General features: G+C 69.7%; 13 protein-coding genes. 6 read left to right on the top strand and 7 right to left on the bottom strand.

Features of this window, described 5'->3' with window-relative positions; genetic code table 11:
- Positions 1–7 precede the first annotated feature (7 nt).
- A complete protein-coding gene (locus tag QQA13_RS14765; protein WP_108471768.1) occupies positions 8–2041 on the bottom strand; it encodes a transglycosylase SLT domain-containing protein in 2034 nt (677 codons plus the stop codon).
- A gap of 134 nt (positions 2042–2175) precedes the next feature.
- On the opposite strand from QQA13_RS14765, the gene QQA13_RS14760 reads away from it, so the two are divergent.
- Complete coding sequence (locus tag QQA13_RS14760; protein WP_108471767.1) at positions 2176–3780, top strand: glycoside hydrolase family 17; 1605 nt, start codon at positions 2176–2178, stop codon at positions 3778–3780.
- On the opposite strand, the gene QQA13_RS14755 is transcribed toward QQA13_RS14760, so the two are convergent.
- From QQA13_RS14755 to QQA13_RS14735, 5 genes are all read right to left on the bottom strand, one after another.
- Entirely contained in the window at positions 3679–4092 is a 414-nt protein-coding gene (locus QQA13_RS14755; protein ID WP_108471766.1) for a hypothetical protein, read from the bottom strand. The two genes, QQA13_RS14760 and QQA13_RS14755, sit on opposite strands and share 102 nt — an antisense overlap.
- Positions 4089–4901 (bottom strand): endonuclease/exonuclease/phosphatase family protein, encoded by an 813-nt coding sequence (locus tag QQA13_RS14750; RefSeq protein ID WP_108471765.1) that lies wholly within the window; start codon positions 4899–4901, stop codon positions 4089–4091. Before QQA13_RS14750 ends, QQA13_RS14755 begins: the two co-directional genes overlap by 4 nt.
- Before the next feature lie 123 nt (positions 4902–5024).
- Entirely contained in the window at positions 5025–5672 is a 648-nt protein-coding gene (locus QQA13_RS14745) for a thiol:disulfide interchange protein DsbA/DsbL (protein ID WP_108471764.1), read from the bottom strand.
- A gap of 60 nt (positions 5673–5732) precedes the next feature.
- Positions 5733–6611: a thiol:disulfide interchange protein DsbA/DsbL gene (locus QQA13_RS14740; RefSeq protein WP_108471763.1), complete on the bottom strand. Its 879-nt coding sequence runs from the start codon at positions 6609–6611 to the stop codon at positions 5733–5735.
- Positions 6612–6675: 64 nt separating this feature from the next.
- Positions 6676–7458, bottom strand: a complete 783-nt coding sequence (locus tag QQA13_RS14735; protein WP_108471762.1) for a c-type cytochrome — start codon at positions 7456–7458, stop codon at positions 6676–6678.
- Positions 7459–7573: 115 nt separating this feature from the next.
- On the opposite strand from QQA13_RS14735, the gene yihA reads away from it, so the two are divergent.
- Entirely contained in the window at positions 7574–8242 is a 669-nt protein-coding gene (gene yihA, locus QQA13_RS14730; protein ID WP_108471761.1) for a ribosome biogenesis GTP-binding protein YihA/YsxC, read from the top strand.
- An 18-nt stretch (positions 8243–8260) separates the two neighbouring features.
- Here the strand turns inward: yihA and QQA13_RS14725 are convergent, their stop codons facing one another.
- Positions 8261–8752 (bottom strand): GAF domain-containing protein, encoded by a 492-nt coding sequence (locus QQA13_RS14725; protein ID WP_108471760.1) that lies wholly within the window; start codon positions 8750–8752, stop codon positions 8261–8263.
- 137 nt (positions 8753–8889) lie between these two features.
- Here QQA13_RS14725 and bioD point away from each other — a divergent pair, with 137 nt between their 5' ends.
- The 4 genes from bioD to QQA13_RS14705 all read left to right on the top strand — a co-directional run bounded on the left by bioD (position 8890) and on the right by QQA13_RS14705 (position 14241).
- Positions 8890–9570 carry a dethiobiotin synthase gene (bioD, locus tag QQA13_RS14720; RefSeq protein ID WP_108471759.1) on the top strand — a complete coding sequence of 227 codons (681 nt, stop codon included), beginning with the start codon at positions 8890–8892 and terminating at the stop codon, positions 9568–9570.
- 53 nt (positions 9571–9623) lie between these two features.
- Entirely contained in the window at positions 9624–9971 is a 348-nt protein-coding gene (locus QQA13_RS14715; RefSeq protein ID WP_108471758.1) for a hypothetical protein, read from the top strand.
- 106 nt (positions 9972–10077) lie between these two features.
- Positions 10078–12264 (top strand): peptidyl-dipeptidase Dcp, encoded by a 2187-nt coding sequence (gene dcp, locus QQA13_RS14710; RefSeq protein ID WP_108471757.1) that lies wholly within the window; start codon positions 10078–10080, stop codon positions 12262–12264.
- A gap of 147 nt (positions 12265–12411) precedes the next feature.
- Entirely contained in the window at positions 12412–14241 is a 1830-nt protein-coding gene (locus QQA13_RS14705; protein ID WP_108471756.1) for a monovalent cation:proton antiporter-2 (CPA2) family protein, read from the top strand.
- Positions 14242–14252 lie beyond the last annotated feature (11 nt).

Raw genomic sequence — 14252 nt, 5'->3', positions numbered from 1 at the left:
TGAGTCGTCAGGGTGAGACGCTGCCGGCGACGGCCGGTGCCGGCGCCGCCTCGGCGGGACAGGCGACCGCCCGGCGCGTCGTCGCGGCGGTCGGCAGGGCATACGGCTGGCCGATCGGACCCATACGGGTGGCCAGCGGCACCACCGTGTCACCGCTCAGGCGCCAATCGTAGATCACGCTGAATGCCATCACCCGTGCCACGTACTCGCGGGTTTCCTTGTACGGGATGGTGGCGACGAACAGGTCCGGCGCCAGCGTGCCGCGCGCGGCCAGCCATTGCTCGACCTTGTTCGGCCCGGCGTTGTAGGCGGCGCTGGCCAGCCACGGCGAACCGTTGAAGCGCGCGGCCATCTGCGCCAGGTAGCGCGTGCCCAGCGCGATGTTGGTGGCCGGGTCGTACAGCGTGTCGCCGCCGCCCCAGTCGAGGCCGTTGCGCTTCGCCACCAGCGCGGCGGTGGCCGGCAGCAGCTGCATCAGGCCGCGCGCGTCGGCGCCGGATTGTGCGTCGCTCATCCAGGCGCTTTCCGCGCGCAGGATGCCGTAGGCCCAGGCCGGCTCGATCCCGGCCTGGGCGGCCTGCGGCACCAGGCCGTCCTGGCTGGCCAGCGGGAAGCGCAGGTCGTACAGCCGCAGTGCATCGCCGCTGCTCAGGGTGAACACGGCGCGGTCGTACCAGCCGCGGCGGTTGGCCAGGTCGGCGGCCATCCGCTGGGTGGCCGGGTCGGCATCCTGCAAGGCGCGCGCCCATTCGCGCCGGGCCAGTTTCGGCAGGTCCACCGCGTACAGCTCGAACGCGCGCAGCAGGCCGGGGTTGGCCAGCAGCGCCTGTTCGCGTTGCGGGTCGTCGGCCAGGGTCAGCGGGCAGATCGCGTACGGCTGGTCGAGCCGGTCGGCGGACAGGAAGCCGAAGAAGGTGGGCTGGTCGGCCTGGGCGTCGAGCAGCCGGCGCGCCTCGTCGCCGCGGCCGAGCGCGGCCAGCGCGCGGGCGCGGAAGTACTGCCACTCGCCGTCCTGCTGCTGGCTGGCGGGCATCGCGTCGAGGCCGGCCAGCACCGCGCTCCAGTCCTGCCGCGCCAGCGCCACGCGCACCCGCCATTCGCGGGTGCCGTCGGTCTGCGCGGTGGCGGGCAGGGCAATCAAGCGGGCCAGTGCGCCGTCATCGAAATCGGTGGCGTGGTACAGCGCCAGGGTCTGCATGACCTGGTTGCGCTGCGACTCGCTGAAGCGGAAGCGGGGCCGCAGTTGCTGCCAGGCGGTGTCGGCGGCGTCGGTGTCGCGCCGGGCCTGGCGGACCAGCGCCAGCGTGGCCGCCTGGCGCTGGCGCGGCTGGTCGGGCCAGCTGCGCGCGGCGTTCAGCGCGGCGGCCGGATCGCGCAGTGCCTGCGCCAGTTGCAGTGCGCTGGCGCGGCCGGGTTCGGTGAGCCAGCTGGCCAGGTTGGCGATGGTGCCGGCCTGGCCGGCGTCGGCGGCGCGGTCGATCCGCGTCCACAAGCGCGCGTCGGTCAGCAGGCCCTGGTCGTGGGCGGCGGCGAGCACCGGGTCGCAGGCATCGGGCAGGCTCGGCCTGGCCCACAGCGTGGCCAGGTCGCGCTCGAAATCCAGCGTGCCGCCACCGGCCAGGCGCGCCTGCAGCGCGTCGCAGGCCAGCGTGTCGCCGAGGCCGGGCTGGTACAGCGCGAGGAACGTGCTCCAGTCCTGCCGCCGCGCCAGTTCCCGCAGGAACGCGCGGCGCAGGTCGGCAGCGGGGATCCAGTCCGGGTACTGCGCGAGGTACGACTCCACGCTGGCGCGGTCGATCTGCTGGATGTCGTGTTGCAGCGCTGCCGCGGGCAGGTACGGATACAGCGGGTAATCGTGCAGGCTGGTGGCCAGCGGTTGCCAGTCGTTACCCCCTTGCTGGGCGGCGGCGTAGGCCTGTTTGAAGGCCGCGCGCCGGGCGTCGGCGGGTTCGGCGGCATGCGCCCCTGCGCTCGTCAGCAGCCAGCCGGCGAGCAGCAGCCAGGCGAGCAGGATGCGCCGTGGCAAGAGGAAAACGGACATGGGGACTCCTGCGGTGGATCGCGGGCAGTGTAGTCGATGCGCCTGAACCGCTTGTCGCGATTCGGTGAGTGCGCGTGGCGCTGGCCGGCGCTGGTAAGCTGCGACGTTTGGCTTCCCGCATCCACGGAATCGGCATGTCAGCAGCAGCTTCGCCCGTCTTTCGTCGCACCTGGCCGGCGTGGCTGGCATTGTTGCTGGCGACGCTGGCCGGGGTGTACTGGTGGTGGGCGATCGGCCGGCCGGTGGCGCTGCCGGATGCGCCGTCGGCGCGGATCGCCTGCGTCTCGTACGCGCCGTTCCGCCAGGCCGGCGAGACGCCGCTGGACCCGAACGCTTTCATCAGTCCCGAACGCATCGACGCCGACCTGCGTGCCTTGTCGCAGCGCTTCGACTGCGTGCGCACCTACTCGCAGGGGCAGGGCCTCGGCGCGGTGCCGGCGATCGCCGAACGCTACGGCATGAAGGTGCTGCTGGGGATCTGGCTGAGCGGCGACGCGAAGGCGAACGCGCAGCAGGTCGCGCTGGGCATCGCCGCTGCGAACAAGTACCCGCAGGTGCTGCGCGGGGTGATCGTGGGCAACGAGGTGCTGCTGCGTGGCGAGCTGTCGTCGGCGCAACTGGCCGGCTACCTGCAGCAGGTGCGCGCGGCGGTCCACGTGCCGGTGAGCTATGCCGACGTGTGGGAGTTCTGGCTGCGCCACCCCGAGCTGGCCGGCTCGGTGGACTACCTGACCATCCACATCCTGCCGTACTGGGAAGACCAGCCGGTACCGCCCGAGGGCGCGGTGCAGCACGTGGCGACGGTGTACGCGAAGGTGCAGCAGGCGTTTCCCGGCCGGCGCGTGATGATCGGCGAGACCGGCTGGCCCAGCGCCGGGCGACCGCGCCAGGCGGCCAGCGCCAGCGTGGTCAACGAGGCGCGCTACCTGCGCGAGTTCCTGCGCTACGCCGCCACCGTGCACATGCCGTACAACGTGATCGAGGCGTTCGACCAGCCGTGGAAGCGCGCGCAGGAAGGCACCGTGGGCGGCTACTGGGGCATCTTCGACGCGCAGGCGCGGCCGAAGTTCGCCATGCAGGGGCCGGTGACCGAGGAGCCGCGCTGGTGGGCCGGCTGGCTTGCCGGCGTCGCCGGCGCCGCGCTGTTCATGCTGGCCGGCGGCCGGCAGCGACGCCGGCGCGGTCATCTGGCGCTGGCACTGGCCGGCATGGCCAGCGGCTGCGCGCTGGCGTGGCAGTTCCGGCAGATGCTGTACGCCTGCCGCGATGGCTGGGAGTGGGCGCTGTCGCTTGCCGCCTGCGCACTGGCCCTGCTCACCGCGCTGCGGCTGGCACGCCGGATCGCCGCGCGGCTGGCCGGCACGAGCGCGTCGGCCGCGCCGCCGCACTGGCTGCGCGCCGGCTGGCTGTTCGTGCTGGCGTATTACGGACTGCTGCTGGCGGTCGACGGCCGCTACCGGGATTTCCCGCTGGGCCTGTTCTGGCTGCCGTGCCTGGGCTACGCGTTGCTCGGCTGGCTGGGCGAGCGGCACGCGGCGGCGATGCCGCTGCTGGAGGAGCGCTTCCTCGCGCCCTGGCTGCCGCTGCTGGCGGCAGCCGTGCTGGTGCAGGAGGCCGGGCTCACCGCGGTGGCATGGCTATGGCTGGGACTGAACCTGCTGCTGGCCGTGCCGGTGCTGCTCGAATGGCGCCGCGCGCGCGGCCTGCCGGTGCAGCAGGCACAGGCAGCCGGCCAGTAGCGCCAGCGCGCCGCTCTCGACGCAGTACAACTGCAGCGCGACGATGCCGAGCGCGGCGGCCAGCCAGGCCAGCCACGCGCGTTTCCGCAACAGTGCCAGCGCGGTCGCGGCCAGTGCCGCGATGCCGTAGACGTCGTGCAGGAAGCCCAGCACCAGCCACTGCCGCCAGCGGCACCACCAGGGGCCGCCGGCACTGCAGCGTTGGCCGATCGCGCTGGACTCGACCACGCCGTAGCGCAGCCATGTCACCAGCAGGGCCACCAGCAGCAGGGCCAGCCAGGGCCAGGCCCGTCGCCACGCTGCCGCGATCATCGCGCGCGCCTCGGCGAGGCCTTGCCGCCGACGTGCGCCGGCAACCGGATCTCCGCCGCCAGCGGCAGATGGTCGGAGAACGCCTGCGGCAGCGCCCAGGTCTTCTCCAGCTGGATCGACGGCGAGGTGAGGATGTGGTCCAGCGCGCGCCGCGGCTTCCAGCTGGGGAAGGTCGGCGTCGGTTGCGCCGGCGGCTGCAGGGTGGATTTGGCGAACAGCTGCTGCATCTCGGCACTGCCCGGTTCGGTGTTGAGGTCGCCCATCAGCACGGCGTGCGGGAAATCCTGCAGCAGCTCGGCGATGAAGCCGAGCTGGCGCGCGCGCGCCGGTGCGCTCAGCGACAGGTGCGCGATCATCACCGCCAGCGCGTTGTCGCCTTCGCCGAACTGGGCCAGCAGCGCGCCGCGGCCGGGGATCCGGCTGGGCAGCGGGTAGTCCAGCACGGTGTGCGGTTCCAGCCGGCTGATCAGCCCGTTCGCCGAGTGCGCCAGCCGGGCCATCGCGCGGTTCGGCTGGTGGCTCCAGAACGGCAGGCCGGCGGTCTCGGCGAGGTAGCGGGTCTGGTTGAGGAAACCCGAGCGCAGGCTGCCGGCATCGGCCTCCTGCAGGCCGATCACGTCGAACTGCGCCAGCACTTCGGCCAGGCGGTCGAGGTTGTCCATCTTGCTGCGCCCCGGCAGCACCGCGTTGAGGCTGCGGGTGACGTACTGGCGATAGCGCTGCACGCTGGCGCCGGCCAGGATGTTGCAGCTCAGCAGGCGCAGGCGGCGCTCGATGGGGGCGGCTTGGGGAGTGGCGGCGCGGGTCATTGCAACACACTGCACGGGAAGGGGATGCCGGCGCACACGCTCAGGCGCCGGGCACTGCCCCCAGCATGATCCACCGGATATGAACGGCGCGCCAGCCGCATCGCCCGGCGCGGTGGGCGATGCCTACTTGCCGGCCAGCTCGCGCTTGACCAGCCATTGCGTCACCGCAACCATCTCGTCGAACGAGTGCACGGTGGCCACGCGGTACTTGCCGTTGACCACGATGGTCGGGGTGCCGTCCACCTGCCACTTCTGGATCAGCGCCAGGTCATCCTTCATCTTCGCGGTGGCCTCGGGTGAGGTGGCCAAGCGCATGAACCCGGCGCGGTCGACGCCTTCGCGGGCGTAGAAGTCGGCCAGTTCGTCCAGCGAGTTGATCGGGTAATGCTCGGCGAACTTGGCCTCGAACAGTTTCAGGTGGGTGCGCTCGACCGCGCCAAGCTGCTTCGCCGCGTAGTACGCGCGCGCGTACGGCAGCCACTCGGCGTTGAACGGTGCCGGCATCAGCTCGAAGGCCACCCCGGCCGGCAATTGCTTGCGCAGCTTCTCGGCAGTCGGCGCGAATTGCGCGCAGTGGATGCAGCCGTAGGAGAACACCTCGACCACCTCCACCTTGCCCTCGCTGCTGTAGCGCTGGTACGGCGCGGGCAGGGTGACGTACTCGTTGCCTTCGGTGTACGGCGCGGTGCTGGATTGCGCGGTGCAGGCGCTGGCCAGCAGCAGGCCGGTGAGCAGGGTGAGTACACGCAGGGGGACGAATCGCTTGAACATGGGTCTCTCTTCGCGGGTTGGCGATGGGGCCGCCGTACGGGTCAGATTAACCGAACCGGCCTACTTGCCGGCGGCTTCCTTGGCCACCAGCCACTGGGTCAGCTCGATCGACTGCGCGTAGCCACCGGCGGAGCTCGCCGTGAAGCGGTACTTGCCGTTGACGATCATGGTCGGCGTGCTGTCCACCCCGTAGGCCTTCATCAGGTCGTCGGCACGTTTCATCTTGGTGTTGACGGTGAACGAGTTGGCGACGCCGACGAATTCCTTCGGGTCGACGCCGTACTTGGCGTAGAACTTCGCCGCGTCCTCGATGGTCGGCCACGCCTCGTGCGGCTTCAGCCCGCTGGACTTCAGGTTGTAGGTGGACAGCTCGCCGCTCTTCCACACCGCGTCGAACATCGCGTCGTGGGTCTTGCCGACCAGGTCCAGCGCCTGCGCCGCGTAGAACGCACGCTGGTACATCGGCCAGTTCTCGTCCGGGCGGAACGAGGCGGCCAGGTAGTTCATCACCGCATTCGGCGGCAGGCTCCTGGCGATCTGGTCGACGGTGGAGTGGAAGCCGTTGCAGGCCGGGCAACCGTAGGAGAACACCTCGGTCACCTCGATCTTGCCGGGGTGGCTGGTCGGCTGCGCCGGGTCGATCAGGAAGTAGTTCTTGCCCTCGACCCACTTGCCGTTGTCGACGAACGGCGCCGCGGCCACGGCCGGCGCGGGCGCGGCAGCGGTGGTTGCGGCGGTGGCCGTGCCGGTGGCGGCGGGTGCTGCAGTGCCGGCCGTGGCCGGTGCGGTGCTGCTGGTCGCGGTGCTGGCCGGCGCGGCTTCGGCGCTGCTGGTGGCCGCTGGCGCAGCCTGCGGAGCAGCGTTGCCGCTGTTGCTGTCATGGCTGCAGGCGGCGAGCGCGAGCAGGGCGGCACACAGGAACGGCAGACGCTTCAGCATGGCAGACCTCAAGAAGGCGGAACGCAAAACGACAGCGCCGACCCTTCGGTCGGCGTGGATTCGATCAGGGCGTGGCAACCGGCTTGCTGTCGGCGCTATGCAGGCCCTCGATGTAGCTGGCCAGGGCGGCGATGTCGTCGGCGCTCAGCTGCTTGGCGATCGTCGGCATGATCTGCGAATGGGCGTCGTCGCCCCAGGTGGTGCCGTCATGCCAGGCCTTCAGCGTGGCCTCGACGTACTGCGCGTGCTGGCTGGCCAGCTGCGGGTACAGCGCGCCCGGGTTGCCGCGGCCGTCGATGCTGTGGCACGCCATGCAGGCCGGGATGCCGCGCGTGGCGTCGCCCTGGCGGAACAGCGTCTGGCCGTGTTCCACCAGCGCCTGGTCGGCCACGCCGGGCAGCGGGGTCTTGCTGGCGAAGTAGGCGCCGAGGTCGTGCATGTCCTGCTCGGACAGCGGCGAGGCCATGCCCATCATGATCGGGTTCTGCCGCTTGGCGGCCTTGAAGCTGGTCAGCTGGCGCACGATGTACTGCTCGCTCTGGCCGGCCAGCTTCGGGTACTGCGCGTCGGCGGAATTGCCGTCCATGCCGTGGCAGGCGCCGCAGACCGCGGCCTTGGCCTGGCCGGCGGTGGCGTCACCGGGCTTCACCGCGGCGGTGGCAACGGCCGTGGCGGGCGCCGCGGCCGTTGCTGCACTGGCGGGTGCCGCCGCAGTGCTGGCGGCGGCTGGCGTGGCAGTCTCCGGCTTGGTGTCTTGTGCCATCACGGCGCTGGTGGACAGCGCCAGCACAAGGGCCAGGGCAGACCCGAGAACCGTGGGTCGAAAACCAGCGGACCGAAAACTCATACACTTGACTCCCGAGAGACTTGCGAACACTGCCAGCGATTGCGGCCATGCAGCCAGCAACAGGCAGAAACCTCAGAATTATCCCGTGCCACCCTACCTTGGTCAAACCATCCCCATGTCGAATCCCCTGCAGGGCGCGCAATTCGTGCTCGCCGCCCACCGCATCAGCCAGCTTCCCGCCGACCAGGGCGCCGAGGTGGCGTTTGCCGGACGCTCGAATGCCGGCAAGTCCAGCGCGCTGAATGCGCTGACCGGGCACAAGGGGCTGGCACGTACTTCCAAGACCCCCGGCCGCACCCAGCAGATGGTCGCGTTCAGCCTGCCGCCGCCGCGGGACGTGTCAGTGTCGCCGGCACGACCGTCCGCCATCGTCGACGGCCAGCAGGTATCCGACCTGCGGCTGATCGACCTGCCGGGCTACGGCTACGCCAAGGTGCCGCTGGAGATGCGCGAGCACTGGAAGCAGGAGATCGACGCCTACCTGCACCAGCGGCGCAGCTTGCGCGGCGTGGTGCTGATCGCCGACATCCGCCATCCGCTGAAGGAGTTCGACCGGATGATGCTGGACTTCTGCTTCGCCACCCAACTGCCCTGCCACCTGCTGCTGACCAAGGCCGACAAGCTTTCGCGCAACCAGGCGCTGCAGGCGCTGGCGGCGATGCGCAAGAGCTTTCCCGACGGCCTGCATGCCACCGCGCAGGTGTTCTCCTCCACCGCCGGCACCGGCGTGGACGAGGCGCGGCAGGCGGTGGCTACCCTGTTGCAGCAGCCGCGCGAGCGCTGAGGCGGCGCGTCGCGGCGGTCAGCCGTGCACCGACGCCATGAATACCGCGCACAGCGCCTCCATGCCGGCGCGGTCGTCCTCGTCGAAGCGGTCGGTGACCGGGCTGTCCACGTCCCACACGCCGAGCAGGCTGCCGTCGGCCTTCACCAGCGGCACCACGATCTCCGACTGCGAGGCGGCGTCGCAGGCGATGTGCCCGGCGAACGCGTTGACATCGCGCACCAGCTGGGTCTGCCGCGTCTGCGCGGCGGTGCCGCAGACGCCGCGACCGAGCGCGATGCGGATGCACGCCGGCTTGCCCTGGAACGGGCCGACCACCAGCTCGGTGCCGTCGTACAGGTAGAAACCGGCCCAGTTCACCTGCGCCAGGCTGTGGTAGACCAGCGCACTGAAATTTGCCGCGTTCGCGATCAGGTCGCGCTCGCCGGCGAGGATGCCGCGCGCCTGTTGCACCAGGTCCGCGTAGTGCTCGCGCTTGCTGGCGTAGGTATGGGCTTTCAGTTCGAACATGCGACGGATCCTGCAGCAAAGCCCGTATTATGCGCCGAGCGATCATGACGGAGATGCGGTGTGAGCCTGGCCGAACAGCGCGAAGACCTTCGCGGCGCCGCGGTGCCGAATCGTTTCGGCCGGCACGGAGCGCAGCCATGACGCCCGCGCTGTTCATCGCCGGCACCGACACCGGCATCGGCAAGACGCATGCGGCGTGCACGCTGCTGCATGCCTTGCGTGCGGCGGGCTACGGTGCCTGCGGCATGAAGCCGGTCGCCAGCGGCTGTGCGGAGACGCCCGATGGTCTGCGCAACGACGACGCGCTGGCGCTGCAGGCGGCGAGCAGCGACACGAACCTGCCGTATGCGCTGATCAACCCGGTGGCGCTGCGCGATCCGCTGTCGCCGCACCTGGCGGCGGCGCACGATGGCGTGGAAATTTCTCTCGCACCGCTGCACGCGGCCTTCGAACGGTTGAACACAAGCCATCAATGCGTGGTGGTGGAAGGCGTGGGCGGCTGGCTGGTGCCGCTGGCGCCGGGGCTGTTCGCCTCGGACATCGCCCGGCAGTGGCAGCTGCCGGTGATCCTGGTGGTCGGCCTGCGGCTGGGCTGCCTCAACCACGCCCAGCTCAGCGCGCGTGCGATCGTGGCCGACGGCTGCCGCCTGCTCGGCTGGATCGGCAATCGCGTCGACCCGGCGATGGACGCGCCGGAGGAAAACCTGGCCACGCTGCGCGAACTGCTGCCGGCGCCATGCCTGGGCGTGCTGCCGCACGGCGTGGCGCCGGCGCTGGCGGCTGGCTATCTGCGCGCTGCCGTGGCGGCGTTGGACTGAACTTCACGTGCCGCGTGCTGGGATGGAAGCCCAGCTCGCCTCCCGGAGACACCATGGCCCGCAACCACTACTACCTCTCGATCGCCGACCTGGCCCATGCGCGCGGTGGCGATCCGCGCTTTGCGTACGACGGCGCCGGCCCGGATGACTTCGCCGCGGCGCTGCAGCAGGCCTTGCGTGACGACGCCCTGTTCCAGCGCTGGCGCGCGGCGCAACCCGACCCGGATGCGGTCGACGCCAGCCTCGGCGCGACCGACCCGGCGGCGCAGGTGCAGGCGAAGGTCGCCGACCTGCGCACCGACGTGGACCTCATCACCGACCTGTCGATGAGCGTGGTGCGTCACCGGTTGTACCTGCTGATCGGCGCGGCGTGGCAACTGCGCGACCTGCGCGCGGCCTGAACGCGACTCCTCGCGCGGTTTGGAAAAGTGCCCGCGCTGCCGCTACAGTCGGCGACTACGACTTGCCGTACCCGCGTGCGGGTACATCTCAACCTGAGGAAACCGGATGCTTCGTCTGCGCACGATCATGATCGCCACCACCATGGCCCTGGCTGGCTGCTCGCAGCAGCCGCACGAAGCCGCCAACCCACCCGCGCCGGCCGCCTCCGTCGCCGCCGCCAGCAGCACCGCCACCGCCATGACCAGCAACCCGTTCTACAGCGCCAGCACGTTGCCGTTCCAGGCGCCGCCGTTCGACAGGATCCACGACGGTGACTACCAGCCGGCGATCGAGGAAGGCATGCGCCAGCAGCTGGCCGAGATCGAGAAGATCGCCAGCGACCCGGCGGCGCCCACGTTCGAGAACACCTACGTGGCGATGGAGAAATCCGGCGCCATGCTGCATCGGGTGATGGCGGCGTTCAGCGCCGTCACCGGTGCCAACACCAACGACACGCTGCAGAAGGTGCAGGAAGAGGAAGCGCCGAAGCTGGCCGCGCACGAGGACGCGATCCACCTCGACGGCAAGCTGTTCCAGCGCGTGCAGGCGGTTTACGACCAGCGCGACACGCTCAAGCTCGATCCGGAATCCGCCCGCCTGGTCGAGGTGGTCTACAAGAACTTCGTGCATGCCGGCGCCAAGCTTTCCGACGCCGACAAGGCGAAGCTGAAGGATCTCAACAAGGAAGCGTCCACGTTGAGCACCGCATTCACCAACAAGCTGCTGGCCGCCACCCGGGACGCCGCGCCGGTGATCGCCGACAAGACGAAGCTGGCCGGGCTGTCCGACGCCGAGCTGGCTGCCGCCGCGCAGGCCGGCAAGGAGCGCAAGCAGGACGGCAAGTACGTGCTGTCGCTGCAGAACACCACCCAGCAGCCGGAGCTGCAGGACCTCGCCGACCGCGCCACTCGCCAGGCGCTGTTCGAAGCCTCGTGGAATCGCGCCGAAAAGGGCGACGCGAACGACACCCGCAAGACCATCGAGCGGCTGGCGCAGATCCGCGCCGAGCAGGCGAAGCTGCTCGGCTTCCCGAACTACGCGGCGTGGAAGCTGGACGACCAGATGGCGAAGACGCCGGAAACGGCGTTGAAGTTCATGCAGGACCTGGTGCCCGCGGTCACCGCCCGCGCAAAGACCGAGGCGGGCGACATCCAGGCGCTGATCGACAAGCAGCACGGCAACTTCAAGCTTGAGCCGTGGGACTGGAACTTCTACGCCGAGCAGGTGCGCAAGGCGAAGTACGACCTCGACGAGAACCAGATCAAGCCGTACTTTGAGCTGGACGACGTACTGCAGAACGGCGTGTTCTACGCCGCCAACCAGCTGTACGGGCTGACCTTCAAGGAACGCCATGACATCCCGGTGTACCAGCCGGACATGCGCGTGTTCGAGGTATTCGACAAGGACGGCAGCTCGATGGCGCTGTTCTACACCGACTACTTCAAGCGCGACAACAAGAACGGCGGCGCCTGGATGGACAACCTGGTCACCCAGTCGAAACTGCTGGGCACCAAGCCGGTGATCTACAACGTCGCCAACTTCAGCAAGCCGGCGGCGGGCCAGCCGGCGCTGCTCTCGTTCGACGACGTGATCACCATGTTCCACGAGTTCGGCCATGCGCTGCACGGCATCTTCGCCGACGAGCAGTACCCGACCCTGTCCGGCACCAACACCGCGCGCGATTTCGTCGAATTCCCGTCGCAGTTCAACGAACACTGGGCCACTGACCCTAAGGTGTTCGCCCACTACGCGAAGCACTACCAGACCGGCGCGCCGATGCCGCAGGCGCTGGTCGACAAGATGAAGAAGGCCGGCAAGTTCAACAAGGGCTACGAGATGACCGAGCTGGTCGCCGCGGCGATGCTCGACATGAACTGGCACATGCTCGGCGCCGACGCCCCGCTGCAGGACGCCGACCAGTTCGAGGCCACCGCGCTGAAGAAGGATCACATTGACCTCAGCTACGTGCCGCCGCGCTACCGCTCCAGCTACTTCCAGCACATCTGGGGCAACGGCTACGCCGCCGGCTACTACGCCTACCTGTGGACGCAGATGCTGGCCGACGACGCCTTCATCGGATTCAAGGAACACGGCGGCCTGACCCGCGAGAACGGCGACCGCTTCCGCGCGATGGTGCTCTCGCGCGGCAACACCGAGGAACTGGCGAAGATGTACAAGGACTGGCGCGGCCACGATCCCGAGATCGAGCCGATGCTGGAGAACCGTGGCTTGAAGGACGCGCCGAAACACTAAGCGGCACGCTGCCCCCGCATGCAGACCGGGCTCGCCTCGTGCGGGCCCGGTCTTTTTCGGCAACCCGTCATGGAAACGATGCGGGTATGCCGTGCGGTCATCCAACGCGTGGAATAATCGGCCACCCCCGAACGGAGCCGCCAGCGCGTGGACAGCCATCATTTCCTGCAGACCGCGGTGGTGTTCCTGCTCGCCGCGGTGATCGCGGTGCCGCTGACCAAGCGCTTCCGGCTGGGCGCGGTGCTCGGCTACCTGATCGCCGGCGTGGTGATCGGGCCGCAGCTGCTGGGCCTGGTCCACGACACCGAAGGGGTGGCGACGATCTCCGAGTTCGGCGTCGAGCTGATGCTGTTCGTGATCGGCCTGGAACTGTCGCCGCAGCGCCTGTGGGTGATGCGCCGCTCGGTGTTCGGCACCGGCCTGCTGCAGGTGCTGGCGACCAGCGTGGCGATTGCGGCGGCGGGCTATTTCCTGTTCGGCCTCAGCGGCAAGGGCGCGGCGATCGTGGGCGGCAGCCTGGCGCTGTCGTCCACCGCGTTCGGCCTGCAGATCCTGGCCGAGCGCAAGGAGGCCGGCTCCGCCTACGGCCGCCAGGTGTTCTCGATCCTGCTGTTCCAGGACCTGGCAGCGATCCCGCTGATCGCCGCGGTGCCGCTGCTGGCTTCCTCCACCGCGCAGGATTTCAACCTGTTCGCGGTGCTGCGCACGATCGGGGTGATCGTGGCGGTGATCGTCGGCGGCCGCTACCTGTTGCGCCCGGTGTTTCGTTTCGTGGCGAAGGCCGACTCGGTGGAGGTGTTCACCGCCACCGCGCTGCTGGTGGTGATGGGTGTGGCGCTGCTGATGGAGATGGCCGGCGTCTCGGCCACCCTGGGCGCGTTCCTGGCCGGCATGCTGCTGGCCGATTCGGAGTACCGGCACGAGCTGGAATCGAACATCGAACCGTTCAAGGGCCTGCTGCTGGGGCTGTTCTTCATCAGCGTGGGCATGTCGATGGACCTGTCGCTGCTGCTGCACCGGCCGGTCTGGATGCTCGGCCTGGTGCTGGCGCTGCTGGCGCTGAAGAGCGTGCTGCTGTGGCCGCTGGGGCGGCTGCTGGGCGGGCTCAACCGTTCCGACACGCTGCGCCTGGTGGTGCTGCTGGCCTGCGGCGGCGAGTTTGCGTTCGTGGTGCTGCGCCAGGCGGCCGAGCAGCGGCTGATCGGCGTGGCCCAGCGCGACGCGCTGGTGCTGGCGATCACCTTGTCGATGGCACTGACCCCGCTGCTGGTGGTGCTGGCGGCGAAGGCGCTGAACGTGAGGCCGAACAAGCCGTCGCGCGAGTTCGACGCGATCGAGGCCGACACGCCGCGGGTGATCATCGCCGGCTTCGGCCGGGTCGGCCAGATCATCGCCCGCGTGCTGCGCGCGCAGAACATCCCGTTCGTGGCGCTGGAGCATTCGGCCGACCAGGTGGACCAGTCGCGCCGCTTCGGCAGCGTCAACCTGTTCTTCGGCGACCCGGCGCGGCCGGAACTGTTGCGTGCGGCGCGGGCCGACAAGGCCGAGGTGTTCGTGCTGGCCACCGACGATCCGGAGGCGAACCTGCGCACCGCGCGGCTGGTGCGGCGGCAGTACCCGCACCTGAAGATCATCGCCCGCGCGCGCAACCGCCAGCACGTGTTCCGGCTGATGGACATGGGCGTCGAGGAGCCGATCCGCGAGACCTTCCACTCCAGCCTCAAGATGACCCGCAAGACGCTGGAGGCGCTGGGCCTGCCGCACGAGCTGGCGGCCGACCGGGTCGAGCGCTTCCGCCGCTACGACGAGGATTTGCTGAAGAAGCAGGCGCTGGTCTACGACGACGAGACCAAGCTGATCCAGAGCACCCGCGAGGCGATGCTCGACCTGCAGCAGCTGTTCGAGGCGGATGCCGAGCGCAGCGCGGAACGCGAGCGCCAGCGCGAGGTCGATGACCCGCTCCGCAGTGAGGATTGACCCCGTCAGGC

It is taken from the genome of Rhodanobacter thiooxydans (assembly GCF_030291135.1).
GTDB classification, from domain to species: Bacteria; Pseudomonadota; Gammaproteobacteria; order Xanthomonadales; family Rhodanobacteraceae; genus Rhodanobacter; species Rhodanobacter thiooxydans_A.
This window is presented reverse-complemented; position numbering and strand designations above follow the sequence as displayed.